Annotated in this window: 20 protein-coding genes; 10 read left to right on the top strand and 10 right to left on the bottom strand. The window is 70.1% G+C overall.

The window, feature by feature from the left end:
- Window positions 1-35: 35 nt before the first annotated feature.
- The 3 genes from icmF (at window position 36) to KOI47_RS20455 (ending at window position 5215) form a co-directional block, all read left to right on the top strand.
- Window positions 36-3275: a fused isobutyryl-CoA mutase/GTPase IcmF gene (gene icmF / locus KOI47_RS20465; protein WP_216205919.1), complete on the top strand. Its 3240-nt coding sequence runs from the start codon at window positions 36-38 to the stop codon at window positions 3273-3275.
- Between the two features lie 40 nt (window positions 3276-3315).
- Complete coding sequence (locus KOI47_RS20460; protein WP_216205917.1) at window positions 3316-4146, top strand: LLM class F420-dependent oxidoreductase; 831 nt, start codon at window positions 3316-3318, stop codon at window positions 4144-4146.
- Between the two features lie 79 nt (window positions 4147-4225).
- Entirely contained in the window at window positions 4226-5215 is a 990-nt protein-coding gene (locus KOI47_RS20455) for a TIGR03557 family F420-dependent LLM class oxidoreductase (protein WP_216205913.1), read from the top strand.
- A 44-nt stretch (window positions 5216-5259) separates the two neighbouring features.
- Here the strand turns inward: KOI47_RS20455 and KOI47_RS20450 are convergent, their stop codons facing one another.
- Together KOI47_RS20450 and kstR are read right to left on the bottom strand one after the other, a co-directional pair.
- Window positions 5260-6375: an alpha/beta hydrolase family protein gene (locus KOI47_RS20450; RefSeq protein ID WP_216205912.1), complete on the bottom strand. Its 1116-nt coding sequence runs from the start codon at window positions 6373-6375 to the stop codon at window positions 5260-5262.
- Between the two features lie 25 nt (window positions 6376-6400).
- The gene (gene kstR, locus KOI47_RS20445) at window positions 6401-7060 is read right to left on the bottom strand and encodes a cholesterol catabolism transcriptional regulator KstR (RefSeq protein WP_216205909.1); all 660 of its coding nucleotides are present in this window, start codon (window positions 7058-7060) and stop codon (window positions 6401-6403) included.
- 158 nt (window positions 7061-7218) lie between these two features.
- Between kstR and KOI47_RS20440 the strand changes: the two genes are divergently transcribed.
- Window positions 7219-9393 (top strand): acyl-CoA dehydrogenase, encoded by a 2175-nt coding sequence (locus tag KOI47_RS20440; protein WP_216205905.1) that lies wholly within the window; start codon window positions 7219-7221, stop codon window positions 9391-9393.
- Here the strand turns inward: KOI47_RS20440 and KOI47_RS20435 are convergent.
- Window positions 9341-10561 carry an alpha/beta hydrolase gene (locus KOI47_RS20435; RefSeq protein WP_216205902.1) on the bottom strand — a complete coding sequence of 407 codons (1221 nt, stop codon included), beginning with the start codon at window positions 10559-10561 and terminating at the stop codon, window positions 9341-9343. The genes KOI47_RS20440 and KOI47_RS20435 overlap by 53 nt on opposite strands.
- 122 nt (window positions 10562-10683) lie before the next feature.
- On the opposite strand from KOI47_RS20435, the gene KOI47_RS20430 reads away from it, so the two are divergent.
- Genes KOI47_RS20430 through KOI47_RS20410 form a run of 5 tightly spaced genes read left to right on the top strand, consistent with a single transcriptional unit; the run spans window position 10684 to window position 15431 of the window.
- The gene (locus tag KOI47_RS20430) at window positions 10684-11766 is read left to right on the top strand and encodes an acyl-CoA dehydrogenase family protein (RefSeq protein ID WP_216205899.1); all 1083 of its coding nucleotides are present in this window, start codon (window positions 10684-10686) and stop codon (window positions 11764-11766) included.
- Between the two features lie 5 nt (window positions 11767-11771).
- On the top strand, window positions 11772-12944 hold the full coding sequence (locus KOI47_RS20425; protein WP_216217427.1) for an acyl-CoA dehydrogenase family protein: 1173 nt from the start codon (window positions 11772-11774) through the stop codon (window positions 12942-12944).
- Entirely contained in the window at window positions 12941-13867 is a 927-nt protein-coding gene (locus KOI47_RS20420) for a bifunctional MaoC family dehydratase N-terminal/OB-fold nucleic acid binding domain-containing protein (RefSeq protein ID WP_216205895.1), read from the top strand. The genes KOI47_RS20425 and KOI47_RS20420 overlap by 4 nt, the downstream gene beginning before the upstream one ends.
- Window positions 13864-14262, top strand: coding sequence for a MaoC family dehydratase (locus KOI47_RS20415; protein WP_216205892.1), 399 nt, complete (start codon window positions 13864-13866; stop codon window positions 14260-14262). Before KOI47_RS20420 ends, KOI47_RS20415 begins: the two co-directional genes overlap by 4 nt.
- Window positions 14259-15431, top strand: a complete 1173-nt coding sequence (locus tag KOI47_RS20410) for a lipid-transfer protein (protein ID WP_216205890.1) — start codon at window positions 14259-14261, stop codon at window positions 15429-15431. The genes KOI47_RS20415 and KOI47_RS20410 overlap by 4 nt, the downstream gene beginning before the upstream one ends.
- On the opposite strand, the gene KOI47_RS20405 is transcribed toward KOI47_RS20410, so the two are convergent.
- The gene (locus tag KOI47_RS20405) at window positions 15376-15936 is read right to left on the bottom strand and encodes a P-loop NTPase family protein (RefSeq protein ID WP_216205887.1); all 561 of its coding nucleotides are present in this window, start codon (window positions 15934-15936) and stop codon (window positions 15376-15378) included. The two genes, KOI47_RS20410 and KOI47_RS20405, sit on opposite strands and share 56 nt — an antisense overlap.
- 102 nt (window positions 15937-16038) lie before the next feature.
- On the opposite strand from KOI47_RS20405, the gene KOI47_RS20400 reads away from it, so the two are divergent.
- Window positions 16039-17250 carry an endonuclease/exonuclease/phosphatase family protein gene (locus KOI47_RS20400; protein WP_216205885.1) on the top strand — a complete coding sequence of 404 codons (1212 nt, stop codon included), beginning with the start codon at window positions 16039-16041 and terminating at the stop codon, window positions 17248-17250.
- A 7-nt stretch (window positions 17251-17257) separates the two neighbouring features.
- Here the strand turns inward: KOI47_RS20400 and KOI47_RS20395 are convergent, their stop codons facing one another.
- The 6 genes from KOI47_RS20395 to kstD form a co-directional block, all read right to left on the bottom strand.
- Entirely contained in the window at window positions 17258-18448 is a 1191-nt protein-coding gene (locus tag KOI47_RS20395) for a DUF222 domain-containing protein (protein WP_216205882.1), read from the bottom strand.
- 348 nt (window positions 18449-18796) lie between these two features.
- Window positions 18797-19660: a MaoC/PaaZ C-terminal domain-containing protein gene (locus tag KOI47_RS20390; RefSeq protein ID WP_216205878.1), complete on the bottom strand. Its 864-nt coding sequence runs from the start codon at window positions 19658-19660 to the stop codon at window positions 18797-18799.
- An 8-nt stretch (window positions 19661-19668) separates the two neighbouring features.
- Window positions 19669-20700: a ferredoxin--NADP reductase gene (locus KOI47_RS20385; protein ID WP_216205876.1), complete on the bottom strand. Its 1032-nt coding sequence runs from the start codon at window positions 20698-20700 to the stop codon at window positions 19669-19671.
- Window positions 20693-20977 (bottom strand): hypothetical protein, encoded by a 285-nt coding sequence (locus KOI47_RS20380; RefSeq protein ID WP_216205873.1) that lies wholly within the window; start codon window positions 20975-20977, stop codon window positions 20693-20695. The genes KOI47_RS20385 and KOI47_RS20380 overlap by 8 nt, the downstream gene beginning before the upstream one ends.
- On the bottom strand, window positions 20974-22113 hold the full coding sequence (locus KOI47_RS20375) for a Rieske 2Fe-2S domain-containing protein (protein WP_216205869.1): 1140 nt from the start codon (window positions 22111-22113) through the stop codon (window positions 20974-20976). Before KOI47_RS20375 ends, KOI47_RS20380 begins: the two co-directional genes overlap by 4 nt.
- Window positions 22110-23819 (bottom strand): 3-oxosteroid 1-dehydrogenase, encoded by a 1710-nt coding sequence (gene kstD / locus KOI47_RS20370; RefSeq protein ID WP_216205867.1) that lies wholly within the window; start codon window positions 23817-23819, stop codon window positions 22110-22112. Before kstD ends, KOI47_RS20375 begins: the two co-directional genes overlap by 4 nt.
- Window positions 23820-23825 lie beyond the last annotated feature (6 nt).

Genomic DNA, 23825 nt, shown 5'->3' with positions numbered 1-23825 from the left:
TTCAAAATAGTAGGAAGTCCAAGTATTTTGGAGGGATGAACGCCGAACTGTACCGGCCGGAGCACCCCGTCCGGTTCGTGACCGCATCCAGCCTCTTCGACGGGCACGACGCTTCGATCAACATCATGCGGCGCATCCTGCAGTCCCAGGGCGCCGAGGTGGTGCATCTCGGGCACAACCGGTCGGTGGACGAGGTGGTCACCGCGGCGATCTCGGAGGACGTCCAGGGCGTCGCGATCAGTGCCTACCAGGGCGGGCACGTGGAGTACTTCAGCTACCTGGTCGAGCTGCTGGCCGACCGTGGCGCCGGGCATATCAAGGTGTTCGGCGGGGGCGGCGGCGTGATCGTGCGCGAGGAGATCGAGCTGCTGCACTCGCGCGGGGTGGCGCGCATCTTCTCCCCGGACGACGGCCTGGAGATGGGCCTGCCCGGCATGATCAACTCGATGATCCGGGCCTGCGATGTGGACCTCGGCAGCAGGGAGACCGGCACGGTGGACACCCTGCTCTCCGGCGATGTGCCCACCCTGTCCAGGGTGATCACCCGGCTGCAGGCGGACACCCTGCCGGGGGAGTGGACCTCGGCGATCACCGAGGCGGCGCGGGGGCGCACCGTGCCGGTGCTGGGCATCACCGGCACCGGGGGCTCGGGTAAGTCCTCGCTCACCGACGAGCTGGTCCGGCGGTTCCGGCTGGACCAGGAGGACAAGCTGCGCATCGCCGTGCTGGCGGTCGACCCTTCCCGGCGGCGCGGTGGCGGCGCGCTCCTGGGTGACCGGATCCGGATGAACTGCTTGGACGGGGCGCCGGTGTTCTTCCGTTCGCTGGCCACCCGCACGACCAGCGGGGAGATCCCGACCGGGCTGGACGAGGCGGTGCTGGCCTGCAAGGCGGCGGGCTACGACCTGGTGATCGTGGAGACCCCCGGGATCGGCCAGGGCGACGCCGGGATCGTGGACCATGTCGACTACTCGCTGTACGTGATGACGCCGGAGTTCGGCGCCGCGTCCCAGCTGGAGAAGATCGACATGCTGGACTTCGCGGACACCGTGGCGATCAACAAGTTCGAGCGCCGCGGCGCCGAGGACGCCCGCAGGGACGTGGCCAGGCAGCTGGTGCGCAACCGGGAGGCCTTCGGCTCCGCGCCGGAGGACATGCCGGTCTACGGCACCAGCGCGGCGAAGTTCAACGACGACGGGGTGACCGCCCTGTACCAGCACCTGCGGGACGACCTGGCCGAGCTCGGCCTCTCCGTCTCGGCAGGGGTGCTGCCCGCGGTGGAGGGCAAGGTCTCCACCGACGCCTCCACCATCATCCCCTCCTCGCGCACTCGCTACCTCGCCGATATCGCCGCGACCGTGCGCGGGTACCACGAGCACACCCGCGCCCAGGCCGAGGCGGTACGCCAGCGCGAGCACCTGCGCGCGGCGCGGGAGGCGCTGGCCGGAGCCGGTTCCGGCACCGAGGACCTCTCCCGGCTGCTGGAGCGGGCCGAGCAGGAGGTGGACGCCGAGTCGCGGCGGCTGCTGGAGGCCTGGCCCGAGCTGGCCGAGTCCTACCGGGCCGAGGAACTGGTGGTGCGGATCCGGGACAAGGAGCTGCATACTCAGCTGTGGCGGGACACCCTCTCCGGCAGCAGGATCCCGCGGGTGGCGCTGCCGCGCTACGCCGACCCCGGTGAGCTGCTGTCCTTCCTGCGCAGGGAGAACCTGCCGGGATACTTCCCCTACACCGGCGGGGTGTTCCCGTTCAAACGGGAGGGGGAGGACCCGGCGCGGATGTTCGCGGGGGAGGGCGACCCGTTCCGCACCAACCGGCGGTTCAAGTACCTCTCCTCGGACTCCGAGGCCAAGCGGCTGTCCACTGCCTTCGACTCGGTGACCCTGTACGGGCACGATCCGGACACCCGGCCGGACATCTACGGCAAGGTGGGCACCTCCGGGGTCTCCATCGCGACACTGGAGGACATGGAGGTGCTCTACGAGGGCTTCGACCTCACCGCACCGACCACCTCGGTGTCCATGACGATCAACGGCCCGGCACCGACCATCCTGGCGTTCTTCCTGAACACCGCGATCGACCAGAAAATGGACGCCTTCCGCGCGGAGCACGGGCGGGAGCCGTCCGAGTCCGAGGCCGCGCAGCTGCGCGAGTGGACCCTGCGCAATGTGCGCGGCACCGTGCAGGCGGACATCCTCAAGGAGGACCAGGGCCAGAACACCTGCATCTTCTCCACCGAGTTCTCGCTGCGGATGATGGCCGATGTCCAGGAATGGTTCATCGAGCACGGGGTGCGCAATTTCTACTCGGTGTCGATTTCCGGTTACCACATCGCGGAGGCCGGGGCGAACCCGATCTCGCAGCTGGCCTTCACCCTGGCCAACGGGTTCACCTACGTGGAGTCCTACCTGGCGCGCGGGATGGACATCGACGACTTCGCGCCGAATCTTTCGTTCTTCTTCTCCAACGGGATGGACGCGGAGTACTCGGTGCTGGGCCGGGTGGCCCGGCGGATCTGGGCGGTGGCGATGCGCGAGCGGTACGGGGCGGGCGAGCGCTCGCAGAAGCTGAAGTACCACGTGCAGACCTCGGGTCGCTCGCTGCACGCGCAGGAGATGAGCTTCAACGACATCCGCACCACGCTGCAGGCGCTGTGCGCGCTGTACGACAACGCGAACTCGTTGCACACCAACGCCTACGACGAGGCGATCACCACCCCGAGCGAGAGCTCGGTGCGCAGGGCGATGGCCATTCAGATGATCATCAACAAGGAGTGGGGCCTTTCCAAGAACGAGAACCCGCTGCAGGGCTCGTTCATCATCGACGAGCTCACCGACCTGGTCGAGGAGGCGGTGCTGACCGAGTTCGACCGGATCTCCGAGCGGGGCGGGGTGCTCGGCGCGATGGAGACCGGCTACCAGCGGGGCAAGATCCAGGACGAGTCGATGACCTATGAGCGGCTCAAGCACGACGGCTCGCTGCCCATCGTCGGTGTGAACACCTTCCGTAACCCCAGCGGTGCGGACGAGGAGGAGGGCGAGGTCGAGCTGGCGCGGGCGACGGAGGAGGAGAAGAAGTCCCAGCTGAGCCGGCTCGCCGACTTCCAGCAGCGCAACGCGGAGGAGTCGCGGCTGGCGCTGCGGCAGCTGCGCGAGGTGGCCACCAGCGGCGGCAACCTGTTCGGCGCCCTGATGGACGCCGCGCGGGTGTGCTCGCTTGGCCAGATCACCGAAGCCTTCTTCGAGGTCGGCGGCCAGTACCGCCGCAACGTCTGAGCTGCGGAATAGCAGGGCGGGTGGGGCGGTTGGGGCACGTATGAAGTTCGGAGCGACCACCTTTGTCACCGCCGACGGCATCCGGCCCGACCGCCTTGGCCCCGCGCTGGAGGAGCGCGGGTTCGACTCGCTGTTCATCGCCGAGCACTCGCATATCCCCGCCAGCAGGGAGAGCCCTTACCCGATGGGCGGGGAACTGCCCGGCGTCTACTACCGCAGCCTCGACCCCTTCGTCGCGCTGACCGCCGCCGCGGGCACGACCACCGATCTGCGGCTCGGCACCGGCATCGCGCTGCTCGTCCAGCGCGACACGATCCACACCGCCAAGGAGGTCGCCAGCCTGGACACGTTGTCCGGCGGCCGGGTGATCTTCGGTGTCGGGGTGGGCTGGAACAAGGAGGAGATGCGCAACCACGGCACCGACCCGCGCACCCGCGGTGCCCTGATGGACGAGCAGCTCGAGGCGCTGAAGATCATCTGGCGCGAGGAACAGGCCGAGTACCACGGCAAGTATGTCGACTTCGATCCGATCTTCTCCTGGCCGAAGCCGGTGCAGCGGCCGCACCCGCCGATCTACATCGGCGGCAACAGCCCCGCCGCCCTGGCCAGGGTGGCCACCCACGGCGACGGCTGGCTCCCCTTCGCCGTCAGCGACCCCGCGGAGATCCGGCCGCAGCTGGACCTGCTCGCCGAGCACACGGAAAAGGCCGAGGTGACCGTCAGCGGGGTGGACAGCGCCAACCGCGCGGTCATCGACGGTTACGCCGAGGCGGGCGTGCAGCGGGCCACCTTCGTGCTGCGGCCGCAGCCGGAGGGCGAGGTACTGCGCCAGCTGGACGGCCTGGCCGAGATCGTCGCGGCCTACCGGTGATAGGCGCCGACCGCCCGAGCCGGGGTAGGTTGGCCTCCGAGTGGAAGATCGACGGCCGGATCGGTTGAGGAGGAAGTTCGTGAGTGACGTGCAGATCGGTGTCGCCGCGGCACTGGAGCAGTTCTCTCCACGGGAGTCGGTGCGCCTGGCCGCGCTGGCCGAGCAGCACGGATTCTCCGGCCAGATGGCTGCCGACCATTTCCAGCCGTGGGTGCCGGCGCAGGGCGAGGCCTCGTTCGTGTGGAGTGTGCTCGCCTCGCTGGCCGAGAACACCTCCGGCGACCTCGGGCCCGGGGTGACCTGCCCCTCCTTCCGGCTGCATCCGGCGCTGGTCGCGCAGGCCGCCGCCACCCTCGAGGCCACCTACCCTGGCCGGACCTGGCTCGGGATCGGGTCCGGGGAGGCGCTGAACGAGCACATCATCGGCGGCTACTGGCCGGAGGCCCCGGAACGGGTGCGCCGGATGCTGGAGGCGCTGGAGGTCATCAACAAACTGTTCAGCGGCAAGGACGTCAAGCACAGCGGGGAGTTCTTCAAGCTGCACACCACCCGGCTGTGGACCCTGCCGGACGCCCCGCCGCCGATCTACATCGCCTCGGCCGCGCCGTACACCTCGCGCAAGACCGGGGAGCTCGCCGACGGGCTGATCACCCCCGGCGCCTCGCTGGAGAAGCTCAGCGGAATCCTGGACAACTTCGGTAAGGGCGCCCGCAAGGCGGGCAAGGACCCGGACACCATGCCGAAGCTGTTGCAGGTGCACCTTTCCTGGGCCGCCACCGACGAGGAAGCCTGGCAGAACGCGATGGAGCAGTGGCCGAACGGCGGGATGAAGTTCCCCAAGGCCGACATCCGATCGCCGTTCGACTTCGAGCAGATGGCCAAACTGGTGCGCCCGGAGGACTTCGAGGGCCGGATGGTGGTCTCCGCCGATCCCGATGTGCACCGGGCCGCGTTGCAGAAGTTCGTGGACGCCGGGTTCAACCGGATCTACCTGCACAACGTGGGGCGGAACCAGGAGGAGTGGCTGGAGGTCTTCGGCCGCGAGGTGCTGCCCAAGCTGACCAGCTGAGCCCGGTGGTGGCCGGTCCCGCCGGATCCGGCCACCACCTCCGGTCAGTGCCTGGCGAGCCAGGCGAGGACGTCCGCCTCGGCGGCGGTCAGCACACTGCCGTGGTCTGCGCCGGGATACACCTGGTAGTCCACTGTGGAACCGTGGCTGCGGGACCCTGCGACGATCGCGTCGGTTCCGGCCCGGGGGACCACCTGGTCGGCGGAACCCTGGGCCACGAACACCGGGCCGTCGGCGCGCTCGTGGCCGATCTCGTTCTCCGCGAACCAGTTCCGCAGCCGCTTCGTGGCGGCCTCGCCGTCGGGTTCGAACTGCTCGGCAGGCAACCCGGCCCGGACGAACCGCGCGATGAGGTCGTCGATGCACTCCCGGTGCACCTCGGGCAGCAGGCGCAGTGCCCGGCGGCCGAGATAGTCGGCGTAGTGCAGGCGCGGATGCTGGGTCTTCAGCCCGACCAGCATCATCGAGTAGAAGGTCTGCTCCAATGGGTCGCCTGCGGGTCCCTGGTCTACATACGGGGTCATGTTCGGTGCCGGGGCGTAGGCCACCGACCCGCGGAAGTCCAGGCCGTCGCCGTACTCCCCGGCCAGCTCCGCCGTGGCGAACGAGGCCTGGCCGCCCTGCGAGTGGCCAACGGCGAACCAGCGCGCCGACAGCTCCGGTGCCAGCCGCCTCGCCGCGCGCACCGAGTCCACAGTGGCCAGTGCTTCCGATTCGGAGATCAGGTATGGGTGCACCCCCGGCGTGCCGAGGCCGGCATAGTCGGTGGCGGCAATCGCGTAGCCGTTGCGCAGGAAGGAGCCAAGCTGGGAACCGTAGGCGGCGCCGGGGTCGTGCGAGGGGGCGCACCGGTCGCCGATTCCGGTGGTGCCGTGGTCCCAGGCGAGCACCGGCCATCCGCCATCCGGTGCGGGACCGGGCGGCAGCAGGGTGAACCCGCTGACCACGGTGTAGCCGCCGCCCGGGGTGGTGGACAGGTACCGCATCCGGTACCCGCGGGTCCCGTCCGGGAACGGGTCGGCGGTGACGTCCACCCGCTCGGCCGACAGCAACCGGCCGGACCACGACGGGTGTCCGGTGGCGGGCGCGTCCGCGACCGCCACGGCCGGCGTCGCCGCCAGCAACAGGGCAAGGAACACGGTCAGCAAGCGGGATCTCATCCATCCCCTATACCACCGTGCGCCGCTACTGAGCTCCGCTGTCCGTGCCCTGCTTGTCCAGCAGGAGGTGGACCGCCAGTTCGAGGCGGTGCGCCACATCGGCGGCCGAGGCGCGGCGGGTGACCCAGGCGACCAGGTTGGCCATCCAGACATCGGCGATCACGTGGAAGACCGCGCGGTCGTTCTCGGTCGGCTCCTCGATGCCCATCGCCGTGGCGAACATGTTCTCCATCGTCCGGCCGACCAGCTCCACCTCGGCGGCCGCGGTGGTGTCGGCGAACATGAAGGCCCGCACCATCGCCTCGGTGAGGTGCGGGTCGCGCTGCATCATCCGGGTGTTGCGGCCGAGGACGAACAGCAGCCGCTCGATCGGCGAGTCCCCGGGGATGGTTCCACGCTCGAGCTTGTCCTGCGCCCGTTGGAACTCCCTGGCCAGCCCGGACACCAGCAGGTGGATCTTGGAGGGGAAGTAGCGGTACAGCGTGCCCAGTGCGACATCCGCCTTGTCGGCGACGGCGCGCATCTGCACGGCGTCGTAGCCGCCCTTGGCGGCGAGCGCGAGCGTCGCGTCGATGATGCGCTTGCGCCGGTCGCGCTGGGCGGCGGAGCCGAGCTCCTCGCCGCCGATCGTGCTCAGGCCGCCACGGGACTTGGTCTGCCCGGACGCCTTGGGCTTGCCTGCCATCGGTCTGTTCCCCCTGTTGAGCGAACCTGTTTCATTTTGTAGGCGTAGCGTACCCAATATGGAGGCTTGTTCAACTGCAGGCCCATTAGACACAAAACTGAAACAAGTTCTACTATGTGTGGGTACGTCGTGTCCGTCGTCCGCTCATGGGAGGGCTCGTGCCGATCGCGATCACCAAGGAGCAGCGCGCGCTGGCCGAGTCGATCAGGGCATGGGTGAGCAGGCGGCAGCCCTGCTCGGCGGTGCGGGATCCGGACACCGGCGCCCATCTGCTGGACGAGCTCGCCGAGCTCGGGTTGTTCGGCGTGGCGGTGCCCGAGGGGCTGGGCGGTGCGGGTGGCTCGGTGACCGATCTGGCCGCCGGGCTGGAGGAGGTCGCGGCCGGCCTGGTGCCGGGGCCGGTGTTCGGCGGGCTGCTCGCCGGGCTCGCGCTCGCCACCGCCCCGGACTCCCGGCAGGCCAAGGAGCTACTGCCCGTGCTGGCCGAGGGCGGGACGCGGGTGGCGGTTGCCTGCGGGGAGCGGGCCGGGGCGAGCGCCCACCCCGAGGGCGGGCTGCTGGTGAGCGGACGGCTGGGCCCGGTAGCGGACGCGCGGCCCGGCGCCCACCTGCTGCTCGCCGCCGAACTGGATGGGCGGCCGGAGTGGTTCCTGCTGCCGCCCGGCAGCCCCGGGGTGCGCATCACCCCGGCACCCGCCATGGACACCTCCCGTGAGCTGGGCTTCGTGCACCTGGACGAGGTGCGGGTGCCGCCGGACGCGCTGCTGCCGGACCTTGGCGGGTCCACGGTCGATGACCTGGCGCTCACCCTGGCCGCCGCCGAGGCGGCAGGGGTGGCCGGGTGGTGCGTGCGCACCGCGGCCGAGTACGCGAAGGTGCGCGAGCAGTTCGGCAGGCCGATCGGCTCCTTTCAGGCGGTCAAGCACCTGTGCGCGGAGATGCTGTGCCGCGCGGAACTGGCCGCCGCACTGGCCTGGGACGCCGCCCGCGCCGCCGGGGACCGGGCGGGCCAGCACGCCCTCGCCGCGGCGACGGCCGCCGCCTATGCGCTGGACGCGGCGGTGGACAACGCCAAGGACTGCATCCAGGTGCTCGGCGGGATCGGTTTCACCTGGGAACACGACGCCCACCTCTACCTGCGGCGTGCGGTGGCGACCCGCCAGCTGTTCGGCGGGTCGGCGCGCTGGCGCCGCCGGGCGGCCGAGCTGGCGCTGCGCGGTACCCGGCGCGGGCTTGAGCTGGACCTCGGTGACTACGCCGAGGACGAGGTCGCCGAGCGGGCCCGGGCGGTGGCCGAGGAGATCGCCGCTCTCCCGCCGCGGCGGCAGCGCGAACGGCTAGCCGAGACCGGGTATCTCATGCCGCACTGGCCGCGGCCGTACGGGCTGGACGCCCCGGCGGCGCATCAGCTGGTGATCGACGCCGAGCTGGTTCGCGCCGGGGTGCGCAGGCCCGATCTGGTGATCGGTGCCTGGGCAGCGCCCACCATCCTGCGGCACGGCACCGCGGCTCAACAGGAGCGGTTCGTCGGGCCCACGCTGCGTGGTGAGATCACCTGGTGCCAGCTGTTCAGCGAGCCGGACGCGGGCTCCGACCTCGCCGCGCTGCGCACCACCGCGGTGCGCACGGACGGCGGCTGGCTGCTCACCGGGCAGAAGGTCTGGACCTCACTCGCCCGTACCGCGGACTGGGCCATCTGCCTGGCCAGAACCGATCCGAAGGCACCCAAGCACAAGGGAATCACCTACTTCCTGGTGGACATGAGCGCACCGGGGATCGAGACGCGGCCGCTGCGTGAGATCACCGGGGAGTCGGTGTTCAACGAGGTGTTCCTGCACGAGGTGTTCGTGCCGGACGACTGCGTGGTGGGCGAGGTCGACGGCGGCTGGCGGCTCGCCCGCACCACCCTCGCCAGTGAGCGGGTGGCCCTCGGCGGTGGTTCCGCGGTGGGGGAGGGGGTCGAGGCCCTGCTCTCCGCGGCGCCGGCCGATCCGGACCCGGCGCTGCTGGAGCGGCTCGGCGTGCTGGTGGCCGAGGGGTCGGCAGGCTCGATGCTCGGGTTGCGGGCCACCCTGCGCAGGCTGGACGGGCAGCAGGCCGAAGCCGAGTCCAGTGTGCGCAAACTGGCCGGGGTGCGGCAGCGGCAGGCGGTGGCCGAGGCTGCGCTGGACCTGCTCGGCCCGGCCGGTGCGGTCGCGGACGGGCCCGGCTCGGCCGCGCAACACGAGTTCCTGCTCTCCCGCTGCCTGAGTATCGCGGGCGGCACCACGCAGGTACTGCTCAACGTGGCCGGGGAGCGCCTGCTCGGCCTGCCAAGGGATCCGGGGTCCTGAGTGGACGCACGGTGGCCTCGAGGAAGCGCGCGACACCCCGGATCACGTGCGCGCCACGAATCGAGGGCAGTAGGTCGAAGGCGTGCTGCGCACCGGACAGCTCCGCGTAGCCCACCGGGTTGGCGGAGACCTCGCGCAGTCGCCTGGTGAACTCCCTGGCCTCCCGCACCGGCACCAGTGAGTCGCGTTCCCCGTGCAGCACCAGGAACGGCGGGGCGGACCCGGTGACCCGGTCCAGCGGTGAGCCTGCGAGGTAGTCCGCGCGGAACTCCTCCGGATCCTTGCCGACGATCCGCCGGGCCAGCACGGCCCGCAGCCGCGCCGTACTCGCCCTGGAGCCGCTGCTCGCGGCGAAGTCGTAGACGCCGTAGTGCGGCACGCAGGCCTGCACACTGGTGTCCGCCTCCGCGAAACCCGGCTGGAACCGGGGATCGTCCGCGGTCAGCGCCAGCAGCGCGGCCAGATGCCCGCCTGCCGAACCACCGGTGACCGCCAGCCGTGCCGGATCGCCGCCGTAGTCCGCTATGTGCTCGCGGATCCAGGCCACGGCCCGCTTGGCGGCGACGATATGCGCGGGCCAGCGCGCGGCGGGGGAGAGCGGGTAGTTGATCGCCACGCAGACCCACCCGCGTCGCGCCAGGTGCACCATCAGCGGCAGCCCCTGTAGATCCTTGCTGCCGTACATCCAGGCTCCGCCGTGCACCTGCAGCAGCACCGGGCATGGTTGCTCCGGCACCCTGGGCCGGTACACGTCCAGCAGGAACCGCCTGCCGCCCGGCGCGTAGGCGATGTCCCGGTCCCGCCGGATCCCGGCCGGGCGAGGCGGCGGGCCGAGCCGGTCGGCGTAGCCGGGGCCGAGTGCCTCCACCAGCGCGGTCTCCACCTCGCCCCGGGCCCGCTGGGCGGAGAGGATGGCCGCGCCCAATCCGCCTGCCGAGGCGGCCGCCATGGCGAGCCCGGCCCGATCGGCACGGCCGCGGATCCCGTGCCGTGCCACATGCGCCGCGGTGTCGGCGAGGTTCAGCGCGAGCAGTTGCGGGGCCAGCTCGGTGGCGAGCATGCCGGCCAGGAAGGTGGGAACGGCCGCACGTGCCCCGCGTACCGGCCGGATCGCGTTGGCGGTGATCGCCAGGCCGAGCGCCTTGCGGGCGAGGAAGGTCTGCCGCATGGATACCTACTCTAGAGTAGGTTCCTGGGGAGTGGGGGAGTGGCACTTGCCGTGATCCGCCGCCGTGGTTAAGACTAGAACAAGTTTCAGTATTGACCGCGGCGTCGGAGCGAGGAGCGAGCGTGGACTTCACCCTCGACGAGAACCAGCGGGCGGTCGCCGACCTCGCCGCCGAGGTGCTCGCCAAGGAACTCGACACCGAGCGGGCGCTCGGCGAGCACGGGTACGACGAGCGGCTGTGGCGGGCGCTGGCCAAGGCCGGGCTGCTGTCCCTCGCACTGCCGGCCGAGCTGGGCGGGGACGATCTGGGCCTCGCGGAGGTTGCCGTGCTGCTGGCCGAGCTCGGCCGCGCGGCGGCCCCGGTGCCCGCGCTGGCCACCCTGGCGCTCGGCGTGCTGCCGGTGAACGAGCTCGGCGCACCGGCGCAGCGGGCGGACGTACTACCGGGGGTGGCCGCGGGCGAGGACGTCCTCACCGCCGCGTTGCATGAGCCCTCCGCACCGCTGACCAGCAGCCCGGCCACCACCGCGAGCAGCTCCGGCGGGCGCTGGGTGCTGTCCGGCACCAAGATCGCGGTGCCGTTCGCGGCCACCGCGACGCGCATCCTGGTCCCGGCCACGATGCCCGGCGGCATCGGCGTGTTCCTGCTGCACCCGGCCACCGAGGGGGTGAGCCTGGTCCCGGCGGGGAACGAAGGCACGCTGCTGCTCGATCGTGCCCCGGTGGCGGACGCCGACCTGCTGGGCTCGCACCGCGGCGGCGAGGCGCTGGCCGTGCTGCACCGCTGCGCGCTGGCAGGCGCGGTCGCGTTCGGCGACGGCGTGCTGGCCGGGGCGCTGCGGCTGACCACCGAGCACCTCGGTGCCAGGCAGCAGTTCGGCCGGCCGCTGGCCACCTTCCAGGCGGTGGCCCAGCAGGTCGCCGATGTGTACGTGGCGGCCCGCACGGTCCACCTCGCCGCCACCTCCGCGGTCTGGCGGCTGGCGACCGGCCGTGACCCGGAGCCGGACCTCGGGATCGCCGCATACTGGCTGGCCGAGGAGGCGCCCCGCGCGCTGGCCGCCTGCCACCACCTGCACGGCGGGCTCGGCCTGGACGTGACCTACCCGCTGCACCACTACTATGCGCTGGCCAAGAGCCTCGCCAGGGATGTGGGCGGCGCCCGAGCTCGGCTGGACCGGCTCGGCGACCTGGTGGCGGGGTGAGCGGAATGTACCTGGAACTGACCACGGCGCAACGGGAATTGCGGGCCGAGCTGCGGGCGTACTTCGCCGGGCTGGTCTCGGACGAGGAACGCGCACGGATGCGGCGGGACCGGCACGGGCCGGTGTTCCGGGAGATCGTGCGGCGGATGGGCCGGGACGGCTGGCTCGGCGTCGGCTGGCCGACCGAGTACGGCGGCAGGGGCTTCGGCGAGATCGAGCAGCACATCTTCGCCGACGAGGCCGCGCGCGCCGATGTGCAGCTGCCCGCCGTCACGCTGCAGACCGTGGGTCCCACCCTGCAGGCCTTCGGCACGCCGGAGCAGAAGGCCCGGTTCCTGCCGAAGATCCTGGCTGGGGAGGTGCATTTCGCCATCGGCTACAGCGAGCCGGAGGCGGGAACCGACCTCGCCGCGCTGCGCACCTCCGCGGTGCGCGAGGGCGAGGAGTACGTGGTGAACGGGCAGAAGATCTTCACAACCGGTGGCCACGACGCGGACTACATCTGGCTGGCGGTGCGCACCGACCCGGACGCCCCGAAGCACAAGGGCATCTCGATCCTGATCGTGGACACCCGCGATCCCGGTTACTCCTGGACGCCGATCATCACCTGCGACGGCGCGCACCATGTGAACGCGACCTACTACTCCGATGTGCGGGTTCCGGCTGAGATGCTGGTCGGCACCGAGAACAGGGGCTGGAAGCTGATCACCACCCAGCTCAACCACGAGCGGGTGATGCTCGGCCCTGCGGGCCGGATCGGGGGGCTGTACGACCGGGTGCGCTCCTGGGCGGCCGCCCGCGCCGACCCGGACGGCTTCCCGCTGCTGGACCGGCAGGATGTGCGCGCGGCACTGGCCGAGGCGCTGGCGGCCACCCGGATCAACGAGCTGCTGAACTGGCAGGTCGCGGCCTCCTCCGGCGCCGGAGGCGTCGCGGTGGCGGACGCCTCGGCGACCAAGGTCTTCGGCTCCGAGCGGATCCAGCGGGTGGGCAGACTACTGGAGGAAATCGTGGCACGACACGGAGATCCGGCCGATCCGGAAACGGCCGGGCTGGCGGAATGGCTGGACGTCCAGGCCCGGCGCAACCTGGTGCTCACCTTCGGCGGCGGGGTGAATGAGATCCAGCGCGAGCTGATCGCCAGCTCCGGCCTCGGACTGCCCCGGGTGCCACGATGACCGGCGCGGTGCAGGCGACGGCCGAGCACCTTGCCGCACAAGGGGAATCCCGGGCCCGGCCGGGCCGGGATCCGGTGAACCTGCCAATGGTGCACAACTGGACCGAAGCCATCGGTGATGCCAACCCGGTCTATACCGACGCGGAGGCGGCCAGGGCCGCAGGCCACGAGGGGCCGGTCGCCCCGCCGGCCATGATGCAGGTGTGGACGATGAACGGCCTGCATGGCACGCGGGCCGAGGACGATCCGCTCGGTGCCATGATCTCGGCGCTGGACGAGGCCGGGTTCACCTCGGTTGTCGCCACCAACTCCGAGCAGACCTACCACCGCTACCTGCGCTACGGCGAGGAGGTTTCGGCCACCAGCAGGCTGGAGAGCGTGGTCGGTCCGAAGCGGACCGGCCTTGGCGAGGGCTGGTTCGTCACCACCCGGACGAACTGGTACTCCGGTGCCGAGCTGGTCGCCGAGATGATGTTCCGGGTGCTCAAGTTCCGGCCACCCGAGGCCGGGCCAGCCGGGGAGGTCGAGCACACCGCCGTGCTGCGCCCGGTGATCAGCAGGGACACCGAGTTCTTCTGGGAGGGCACCAGGAAGGGCGAGCTGCGCATCCAGCGCTGGGGCGACGAGCTGCGGCATCCGCCCGGTCCGATGCCACCGGACGGCGACCTCGCCGCGGTTCCCGACTACGTGGTGGCCGCCGGTACCGGGACCGTGTACAGCTACGTGGTGCATCACCACCCGGGGGTCCCCGGCAAGCGGCTGCCCTTCGTGGTCGCGCTGGTCGAGCTGGACGAGGGAGTGCGGATGCTCGGCGAGCTGGTCGATGCCGATCCGGGGGAGGTCGACATCGGGCTGCCGGTCGAGGTGGTCTTCCTGCGGGTGGACGAGGAGCTGACCCTGCCAGGCTGGAGGATCGTCCGATGACCGCCGTCGAGACCGGTACCGAGCTGACGCCGCTGCGCATCGAGGTGACGCCCACCTTCGTGGTGAGCACCGCGCTGGCGACCCGTGACTTCCAGGATGTGCACCACGACCGGGATGCCGCGGTGGCAAGGGGGTCGAAGGACATCTTCCTGAACATCCTTACCGACACCGGGCTGGTGCAGCGTTTCGTCACCGACTGGGCGGGCCCGCGGGCCCTGGTGCGCGCGGTGCGGATCCGGCTGGGAGTGCCCTGCTACGCCTACGACACCCTGACCCTGAGCGGCAGGGTGGCCGAGCGCACCGGCACCGAGGCGGTGGTCGAGGTCTCCGGCAGCTGCTCGCTGGGAGAGCACGTCACCGGAACGGTCCATATCGAACTACCGGAGGCGGCATGACACTGTCCGGCGCGGCGGCAATTGCCGGGATCGGCGCGACCGAGTTCTCCAAGGACTCCGGGCGCAGCGAGCTGCGACTGGCCGCGGAGGCCGTCGGTTCGGCGCTGGCCGACGCCGGCCTTTCACCGTCCGATGTGGATGGTCTGGTCTCGTTCACCATGGATGGCAACAGCGAGATCGCGGTGGCACGCGAACTCGGCATGGGCGATCTTTCGTTCTTCAGCCGGATCCACTACGGCGGCGGCGCGGCGGCGGCGACGGTGCAGCAGGCGGCGATGGCCGTGGCCACCGGGGTCGCCGAGGTGGTGGTCGCCTACCGCGCGTTCAACGAACGATCCGGGCAGCGCTTCGGCCAGGTGTCCACGGCCGCGGCGCAGCAGGTCAACTCCTCCGGGGTGGACAACAGCTTCCACTACCCGATGGGCATCGCGACCCCGGCCGCCACGGTGGCTATGCTCGCCCGGCGCTACCTGCACGACTACGGGGCCACCAGCGAGGACTTCGGCCGGGTCGCGGTGGTGGACCGCAAGCACGCGGCCACCAACCCGAAGGCGTGGTTCCACGGCAGGCCGATCACCCTGGCCGAGCACCAGGCCTCGCGCTGGGTGGCCGAACCGCTGCACCTGCTGGACTGTTGCCAGGAGAGCGATGGCGGGGTGGCGCTGGTGATCACCAGTCTGCGGCGCGCCCGTGAGCTGCGTAACCCGCCCGCGGTGATCGCCGGTGCTGCGCAGGGCAGCGCCCCGGACCAGTACGTGATGACCAGCTACTACCGCGAGGAGCTTGCCGCGCTGCCGGAGATGGGTGTGGTCGGCAGGCAGCTGTGGCGGCAGGCGGGGATCGGCCCCGCGGACGTGGACGTGGCGGTGTTGTACGACCATTTCACCCCGTACGTGCTGATGCAGCTGGAGGAGCTGGGTTTCTGCGGCCGGGGTGAGGCCAAGGACTTCGTCCGGGACGGGGCGCTGGAGCTGGACGGCGCGTTGCCGCTGAACCCGCACGGCGGTCAGCTCGGCGAGGCCTACATTCACGGGATGAACGGCATCGCCGAGGGGGTGCGTCAGGTGCGCGGCAGCGCGGTGAACCAGGTCGCCGGGGTGCGGCATGTCGTGGTCACCGCGGGTACCGGGGTTCCGACGAGTGGTCTGGTGCTGGCCGCAGCTGCCTGAGCCAGCGGTCCAGCTGGCGGGGCGAGGTGCAGCGGAGCACGGTGGGGCCGGAAGGGTCGGCGGACCATCGCCGGATGCGTTCCCGCTTGCGGTGGAACGAGCGGAAATGCCAGCGGATGATCGAATCGCTGGAGAGCGCCTGCCGGAGTGTTTCCCGATTGCCGTTGCAGACCAGCCTGCGATCAAGGATTCGCCGGGCGGTGCGGTGCAGCAGTCTGGCAAGGGACAGCCAGCGCGGGTAGTCCAGCGCGACGATCAGCTCCACCCTGGCCAGCGGGATCTCCAGCCACTTGCCGTAGGCGGTGTCCAGGATCCATTCCTCACCCGCGCAGATCGCCGCGATCCGCCTGCGCTGCTCGTCATCGGGCACCTGCACCCAGCCCGGTTCCCAGGTCAGGTCGTCCACCGAATGCCACGGGAGTCCGGTGGCCGCCGCGATCCGTGCGGCCGCCGTGGTTTTGCCCGACCCGGTAACGCCATACACGAAGATTCTGTGCGCGACCACCGAGCGAGACTAGCAGCACAGGATATGCGAGTGTTCACCAACGCATCACCCGTTCGTGGCCTGGGCATGGCAGGGTGACGCGCCGACTGGTGGAGGTTGATCATGATCCGAGCCCGACTCGCGTTACTGCCCGTGCTGGCGCTGGCCGTCGGAGTGCTGACCGCGCCGGCCGCCCAGGCTGAACCGGGACCGGGCCGGTTCGAGCCGGTCCGCTTCGCCACGTTCAACGCCTCGCTCAACCGCGCCGAGGCTGGGCAGTTGATCACCGACTTGTCCACCCCGGACAACGCGCAGGCCCGCGAGGTCGCCGAGGTGATCCAGCGCAACCGGCCGGACGTGCTGCTGGTCAACGAGTTCGACTATGCGGCGGGTAACCTCGCTGCGGATCTGTTCCGGGACAACTATCTGGAGCGTGGCCAGAACGGCGCCAAGCCGATCCACTATCCGTACGCGTTCACCGCGCCGTCCAACACCGGCTTGCCGACCGGGTTCGATCTCAATCGGGACGGCCGCACCGGCACCGCGGACGACGCGCACGGCTTCGGTTTCTTCCCCGGCCAGTACGGCATGCTGGTGTTGTCGAAGTACCCGATCGACACCGGCGCGGTGCGCACCTTCCAGACGTTCCGCTGGAAGGACATGCCGGGCGCGATGCTGCCCGACGATCCGGCGACCCCGGCTCCCGCGGACTGGTACTCGCCAGAGGTCCTGGACGTGCTGCGCCTGTCGTCGAAGTCGCACTGGGACGTGCCGGTCCTTGTCGGGCGGGCGAGGATTCATTTCCTCGCCTCGCACCCGACGCCGCCCACGTTCGACGGTGCCGAAGACCGCAACGGCACCCGCAACCACGATGAGATTCGCTTCTGGGCCGACTACGTGACCCCCGGCAAGGGTGGCTATATCTACGATGACGCCGGCAGGCGTGGCGGCCTCCGGCCCGGAGCGCGGTTCGTGATCGCCGGCGACCAGAACTCCGACCCGCACGACGGCGACAGCGTGTCAGGCGCGATCAACCAGCTGCTCGACGCGCGGCGGGTGATCGACACGTGGCCGGGCAGCCTCGGCGGCTACTTCGCGGCCAGGGAGCAGGGCGGTGCGAACCAGGGCCATGGCACCCCCGCGTTTTTCGACACCGCGGACTTCAACGACAACGCCCCCGGTAACCTCCGGGTGGACTACGTACTGCCCTCCCGCGGTCTCTTGCCGATCGGCGACGGCGTGTTCTGGCCGACCGCAGGATCGCCGCTGGCTCGGCTGAACGACGCCTCGGATCACCACCTGGTACACGTCAACCTGCTGGTGCCCGGCCGGTAACGTACCCCTAGAAGGGTGGTTTGTCGTTGTCTGGGGTGAGGGGTTCGTGGAGGGGTTCGCGGGGGCTTTGGTGGATGTCTCCGTGGGGTGTGGTGATGGTGGGTATCCCGTCGATCACCTCGTATTTCCATCCCGGCAGGTCCTTCAGGTGGTGGTCGCGTTCGCAGTAGCCCACCAGCTCTTCTTCGTTGGTGCCCCCGCCCTGGGCCCAGTCGGTGGTGTGGTCGTTCTGGCACTGCTGCGAGGGCCGGTGGCACCCGATGCCCTGGCATTCCCGGTCTCGTACCCGCACGAACTCATCCAGTGCCGCCGGGGGCCGGTACCGCGTGCGTCCGAGGTCGGTGGGATGCCCGGTGGCCGGGTCGGTCAACAGCCGTCGCCAGACGCTGTCGGGGTGGGTGGCCAGCTCCCGCGCCAACGCCGCGGGGATGTGCCCGTGCCCGGCCAGGTATCCGGGCTGCTCGTCCAGCCCCAGCAGGGAGCTGGCGGCGAAGTAGAGGTACACCTCCGTGCGCGGCGCCCGGATCGTGCCGTCTTCTCGGAGGGCCAAATCGGCGAACACGTCCGCCCGCAACTGCTCCAACGTGCGACTGTCCCCTTCTTTCCGCATCCGTCGGGCGGCCCGGTCACAGCGTGCATAAATCGCACTGGCCACCTCCGTCGGGAGGTCGGCCATGAGGCTGGACACCCCATCGTCTTGATGGATGAGTTCCAGGGATCGTTGTGCCCGCCGGGCCCGGGTGCGCCGCGCCGCCCCGTCGGGGTCGACCGCGAGTACCTGGTAGCGCACCGACCGCCGCAGGCTGGTGCGGTCTTTGCGTTCCAGTTTGTCGCTCATCCGTTGGTCGACGTCGCGGGCTTGTTGGTCGGTGAGGACCGCGGTGGGTTCCACCACCGCTTTCACCTTCTCCTGGTCAATCCGGCCCTCGCGGAACGCGGCGAGGGTGTTCGGTAACCGGGTGAGGTGCTGTCCCAGTGCCAGGGCTTCTTCGACTCGGTGCCGGGTCCAGTAGAGGCGTCCGGCGATTTCGGTCACCAGCGAGACCCGTTCGTCCCGGTCGTGGGTGAGGTCGGCCACCAGCAGCACCCGCCGCGCTTCCAGCTGGGCGATGGCGCGTTCGTTGGCCTCCAAGGCGTCGAGTGTGGTGAGTGCGTCTTCGGGGGGATCCGTGTGCGGATCAGAACTGTGTCTGTCCATACCCACAATGATACCGTTCGGGCCGACAAGAATTCCCCGCGTGAATGTGTACCCGCTGGTATTCACTCGAATGCGTGTTCGACACAGAATGCATGCCGGGCCGGGCCCGGGGTGCTCGTTCCGTGGGGTGCTGGCGCTAGTAACCAGCCCTGCTAGTGGTGATGTGTGGAGCGCCAGTGCTCCGCGGCGCGCCGGAGGCGTGCTTGAAACCCAGCCACAGGCTCGTCACCGGCCAACACGTTTACCTGAGCGGCAAACACAATGTACGGGAATGGCCAAAGCGTGCGCGTGGGCGGCCAAAGCGTGCGCGGGAACGGCAAACACACGCGCGTAGGCGGCAAACACGAATTATGGGGTGGGTTCGAGGAGGGCGTCGGTGAGTACGGGGGCTTCGTCGCGGTCCAGGGCGACGGTGGTGACCACCAGGTTGCCGTTCTCTTGCCAGATCCGGGTGCGCAGGGTTTCGCCTGGCAGCACGATTCCGGCGAACTTCGCCGACCAGGAGCGGATGCGGGTGACGTCGGCGTCCAGCATCGCGTCGGTGACGGCTTTGGCAACCACCCCGTACGTACACAACCCGTGCAGGATCGGTACCTCGAACCCGGCGCGGGCGGCGAATTCGGGGTCGGCGTGCAGGGGGTTGCGGTCACCGCACAACCGGTACAGCAGGGCCTGCTGCGGCAGTGTCGGCGTGTCGACAACGGCGTCGGGTGCGCGGTCCGGCGGGTCGATCCGGTCCGAGCTCCCGCGCTCGCCCCCGAATCCGCCCTCGCCACGGGCGAAGATGCTCGATTCGGCAGTCCACAGCGGACTGCCGTCCGGCTCGGTCACCGTGGTCTCCTGCAGGATCACCGCGGCCTTGCCCTTGTCCAGCACGTCCGTGATCCGGGTGCGGGCCACCGCCTTACCCTCCACCGGGATCGGCCGGTGCACGGTGACCGCCTGCTTCCCGTGCACCACCTTGGCGAGATCGATCTCCACCCCGGGGAAGGACACCGACGGCGGTTCGAAGGTACGCAGGTTCGGCGCGACGGTGGCGAAACTCGGCAGCACCCGCAGGTCCGCCTCGTAGGCGTAGCGCAACTCGGCGGCATCGGTCGGGTTCGCACCTGCGCCGAGGGCGAGGTGGTAGAGCAGGACGTCGGAGGAGGTCCAGGCGAAGCGCAGCTCGTCCAGTTCGGCACCGATCGCGACGGCAGGGTCGATGGGCATCGGGGCTCCTACTCGTAGCTGACGGACACGTCGTCGGTGACCGGAAGGGACTGGCAGGCCAGCACGATGCCCTCGTCCAGATCGTCCGGTTCGAGCACGTCGTTCTCCAGCATGCGCACCTCGCCCGAGGTTATCCGGCAGGCGCAGGCACTGCACGCGCCTGCCCGGCAGGAGAAGGGTGCGTCCAGGCCATGCTCCAGCAACAAGTCCAGCAGTTTCTGCTTTCGCGGCCAGGAAAAGGAGTGCTGCTGCCCATCCAGTTCGACGTGTACCGAGGCCGGTCCCTGCTCCTCCGAGCTGACCTCCGCCGGTTTCACCTTCTCGAACGGGTTACCGCCCAACGAGACGAACTTCTCCGTGCGCATCCGGTTCCGCGGCACGTCCAGTGCCTTCAGCGCGCTGGTCGCGGCGGTCATGAACGGCTTGGGTCCGCAGACAAACGCCTGGTACCCGGCGAACGGCGTGGCCAGTGCCCGCAGCCGTTCGGCGTCCGGCAAGCCCTGCACGGTCTCCAGCCAGTGCACCACGGTGAGCCGGTCCGGCGCGGCCGCGGCCAGCTCCCGCAGTTCCGTGCCGAAGATCACCGAGCGCTCGTCCCGGTTGGCGTAGATCAGCACCAGCCTGCCGGTTCCCTTTGCCAGCACCGATTTCACGATCGAGATGACCGGGGTGATCCCGCTACCCGCGGCGAACAGCAGCAGATCCTCCTCCAGCGAGGCCGGGGTGAACACGCCACTGGGCGGCAGCACCTCCAGGTCCGCTCCGGCCCGCAGGTTGTCGCAGATCCAATGGGAGGCGTAACCATCCGCGGTACGCTTGACCGTGATTTTCGGCGCGTCCCCGGTATGTGGAGAGCTGGACAACGAGTAGCACCGCGCCACCGAACCGCACCGCTCGCTCGGCACCCGCACGGTGAGGAACTGCCCCGGCCGGTACTCCAGTCGCCGGGCCTGCTCCGGGGTCGGGTCGAACACCACCGAGCAGGCGTCCGCGGTCTCCTCGACCACCTCGGCGACCCGCAGCACGTGAGACTCAGGCACCGCCCACCTCCAGGCTGCCGTCCCAGGCCGCCTGCGCGATGCTGTCCGCCAGTTTCTCGCAGGTGTCCAGCAGCGCCGTGTTCGCGCCGCCGGCCACCCGCTCGGCGAACACCGGGCAGCTGGTGGCCGGATCGGTGGTCCACTGGATGCTGGTGTGCTGCATGCTGTTCTTCTTCACCAGCACGCAGGTTCCGCAGGAGGCGCAGTGGTGTGGCCGCAGGCCGCCGCTGAGGAACTCCTGCCGCTCGGTCGTGTTGCTCTCCTGGCCTGCGCTCACACCCCGGCCTCCTGCTGCCGGGCCAGGTTGTCGGCGACCTCCTTGGACCACACCTCGTTCGCCCTCGTGGTGTCCACTTCGAACTCGAACCGGCCGGTCATGTCCTCGGTGACCTCGGCCGCGTCCACATAGAACTGGTCGTACCAGCGACGTAGCTGGTAAACCGGCCCGTCCTCCTCGCACAGCAGCGGGTTGTCGATCCGGGTCTTGTTCTTCCAGATTTCCACGTCCTGCATGAAGCCGACGCCGATGCTCTTGGCGAACTTGCCCGCGATCTTGTCCGCCTGCTCGTCGGAAACCCCGGGCAGCTTCTTGACGATCACGCCCCATTGCAGCACGAAGGAGTCCTCCGTAACAGGGTAGTGACAGTTGATCAGGACGTTCTCGATCTCGAGACCCTTGTAGGTGTTCAGCAAGGTGTTGATCATGTACGAGGGACCGTAGTACGAGGCCTCCGAGCGCAGCAGGTTCTCCTCGCCGCCGTAGTTCGAGGCCATCCCCACGTCCGGCCTGCCCTTGGTGTTCAGGTACTGGGTGGCGATATGTCCCTCGAACACGTTCTTGAAGTAGGTCGGGAAGGCGAAGTGGATGTAGAAGAAGTGCGCCATGTCCACCACGTTATCCACGATCTCGCGGCAGTTGGCGCCCTCGATGAGCACCGAGTCCCAGGTCCAGTTGCTCCACTCGCCGTTGAAGACGCCCTCGATCCGGGGGATCACCACGTCATCCGGCGGCGGGTTGCCCTCAGGGTCGTTCCATACGAACAGCTGCTTGTTCTCCTCCATGGTGATCCAGGAGCGGGTCCTGGCCCGCAGCGGAACCCGTTTTGCGTAGGGGATCGAGACACACTTGCCGTTGCCGGCCCAGCGCCAGTCGTGGAAGGGGCAGGCGACCTCGTTGCCCTTGATCGTGCCCTGGGTGAGGTCGCCGCCCATGTGCCGGCAGTAGCCGTCCAGCACGTTGAGCTTGCCGTCGTCCTGGCTCTGGAACACCACGAGTTTGGTGCCGAAGGCGTTGATCGCGTGTGGCTTGCCGTCCTTGAACGTCTCGGCGAGGCCGAGGCAGTGCCAGCCGCGGGCGAACCGGGCCGGCGGGGCGCCGGCGTCGATCGTGCGCACGCCATCTGCCTTGGTCATCGGTTACCTCCACCTGCTCGCTCGACCGCCTCGCTGGTCGGATTGTTGATCGCAAGGTGTTCGGCCGCAAGGTAGCCGAACACCATGGCCGGTCCGATGGTCGCGCCAGGACCCGCGTAGGTATGGCCCATCACGGCGGCGCTGGCGTTGCCAGCCGCGTACAGCCCGGTGATCACCGAACCGTCCTCGCGCAGCACCCGTGCCCTGGTGTCGATCCGCAGCCCACCCTTGGTGCCCAGGTCACCGGGCACGATCCGGACCGCGTAGAAGGGCGCCCGCTCCAGCGCACCGAGGCTGGGATTCGGCCGGTTACGCGGGTCGCCGTAGTAGTGGTCGTAGGCGCTGCGCCCGCGGCCGAAGTCCTCATCCTCGCCGGCGCGGGCGAAGGCGTTGAACCGCTCCACCGTGGCCACCAGCTCGCCGGCCGGTACCTCGATCCGCTCGGCCAGCTCGGCCAGCGTGCCCGCCTTGGCCGCGATCCCGGCCTTGAACCAGCGCCCCGGCAGCGGCTGGCGTGGGCCGAGACCGGTGAACATGTACCGGTTGCGGTAGCGCTGGTCGAACACCAGCCAGGTGGGGATGTTCTCGGCCGGGCCGTCGCCATCGCCGTACATGGCGTGCACGGCCTCCACATACGGGGCCGACTCGTTGACGAACCGCCTGCCCCGCCCGTTGACCAGCACGCAGCCAGGTCGCGAGCGCTCGGCAAGGGCGAACCAGGGCCCGCCGGTGAGCGGGATGGACGGCCCCCACCAGGCGTCGTCCATCAGGTCCACCGCCGCGCCCAGCGCCAGGCCCGCGCTGATCCCGTCCCCGGTGTTGGCCTTCGCGCCCACCGTCCACTCGGTGCCGATCGGGGGACGCTGGTACTTGACGCGCATCTCCTCGTTGTGCTCGAAGCCGCCGGAGGCCAGCACCACCCCGCGCCGGGCGCGTAGCAGTACCTGCCTGCCTTCGCGCTCCACCCGCGCCCCGGTGACCCGGCCGTTCGCCATCTCAAGGCCGGTCAGCGGGGTGTCCAGCCATACCGGTACCGCTGCGCGCAGCAGGCCCGCGCGCAGGCCCGCGGCCAGCGCCTGGCCCATGGACAGCAGGTTCTTGCCGGTGACCCGGCCGGCGAGGGTGCGCAGGCCCAGCCCGCACAGCCGGAGCAGCCCGCGTGGATGCCGTGCCACCAGGCTGAGCCAGCGGAAGTCGGCCTGGGTCATCGGCACGCCCTTGGGCAGCGCGCTGTACGGCGGCTCTAGGTTCGCCAGCTCCGCGCCCAGGATCCGGCCGTCCAGCGGCCCTGGCTCCACCGACCGGCCGCCGGCGCGGCCACCGGGTGCCTCCGGGTGGTAGTCGGCGTAGTCCCGGACCCAGCGCATCCGCAACGGGGTGCGCTGGTGCAGGAAGGCGAGCACCTCGGGACCCCGGTCCAGGTAGGTCTCGCGCAGCTCGGCGGGCACCACGTCGCCGACGATGGCGGCCAGGTACTCGCGCGCCCGCTCGGGCGTGTCCCGTACTCCCGCGGCCACCAGTGCCTCGTTGTTCGGGATCCACACGCCGCCACCGGAACGGGCGGTGGACCCGCCGAACCGGCCGGCCTTCTCGACCACCACGACCTGGAGCCCGGCATGGGCGGCGGCGAGCGCGGCGGTCATGCCCGCGGCCCCGCTGCCGACCACGACGACGTCGAACTCCTCGTGGCCGCCTTGGCTCGTCATGCCACC

Origin of the sequence: Amycolatopsis aidingensis, from assembly GCF_018885265.1 — a bacterium.
Taxonomy (GTDB): Bacteria; Actinomycetota; Actinomycetes; order Mycobacteriales; family Pseudonocardiaceae; genus Amycolatopsis; species Amycolatopsis aidingensis.
The sequence above is the reverse complement of the archived record's forward strand: the minus strand, read 5'-3'. Positions and strand labels throughout refer to the sequence as shown.

Excerpts from the sequence above, each read along its gene's own strand:
- KOI47_RS20395 (WP_216205882.1), bottom strand. The coding sequence starts at position 18,448 with ATGGACAGACACAGTTCTGATCCGCACACGGATCCCCCCGAAGACGCA.
- kstD (WP_216205867.1), bottom strand. The coding sequence starts at position 23,819 with ATGACGAGCCAAGGCGGCCACGAGGAGTTCGACGTCGTCGTGGTCGGC.
- kstR (WP_216205909.1), bottom strand. The coding sequence starts at position 7,060 with ATGGCAGGCAAGCCCAAGGCGTCCGGGCAGACCAAGTCCCGTGGCGGC.
- KOI47_RS20415 (WP_216205892.1), top strand. The coding sequence starts at position 13,864 with ATGACCGCCGTCGAGACCGGTACCGAGCTGACGCCGCTGCGCATCGAG.
- KOI47_RS20450 (WP_216205912.1), bottom strand. The coding sequence starts at position 6,375 with ATGAGATCCCGCTTGCTGACCGTGTTCCTTGCCCTGTTGCTGGCGGCG.
- KOI47_RS20425 (WP_216217427.1), top strand. The coding sequence starts at position 11,772 with ATGTACCTGGAACTGACCACGGCGCAACGGGAATTGCGGGCCGAGCTG.
- icmF (WP_216205919.1), top strand. The coding sequence starts at position 36 with ATGAACGCCGAACTGTACCGGCCGGAGCACCCCGTCCGGTTCGTGACC.
- KOI47_RS20410 (WP_216205890.1), top strand. The coding sequence starts at position 14,259 with ATGACACTGTCCGGCGCGGCGGCAATTGCCGGGATCGGCGCGACCGAG.
- KOI47_RS20435 (WP_216205902.1), bottom strand. The coding sequence starts at position 10,561 with ATGCGGCAGACCTTCCTCGCCCGCAAGGCGCTCGGCCTGGCGATCACC.
- KOI47_RS20420 (WP_216205895.1), top strand. The coding sequence starts at position 12,941 with ATGACCGGCGCGGTGCAGGCGACGGCCGAGCACCTTGCCGCACAAGGG.
- KOI47_RS20460 (WP_216205917.1), top strand. The coding sequence starts at position 3,316 with ATGAAGTTCGGAGCGACCACCTTTGTCACCGCCGACGGCATCCGGCCC.
- KOI47_RS20375 (WP_216205869.1), bottom strand. The coding sequence starts at position 22,113 with ATGACCAAGGCAGATGGCGTGCGCACGATCGACGCCGGCGCCCCGCCG.
- KOI47_RS20400 (WP_216205885.1), top strand. The coding sequence starts at position 16,039 with ATGATCCGAGCCCGACTCGCGTTACTGCCCGTGCTGGCGCTGGCCGTC.
- KOI47_RS20390 (WP_216205878.1), bottom strand. The coding sequence starts at position 19,660 with ATGCCCATCGACCCTGCCGTCGCGATCGGTGCCGAACTGGACGAGCTG.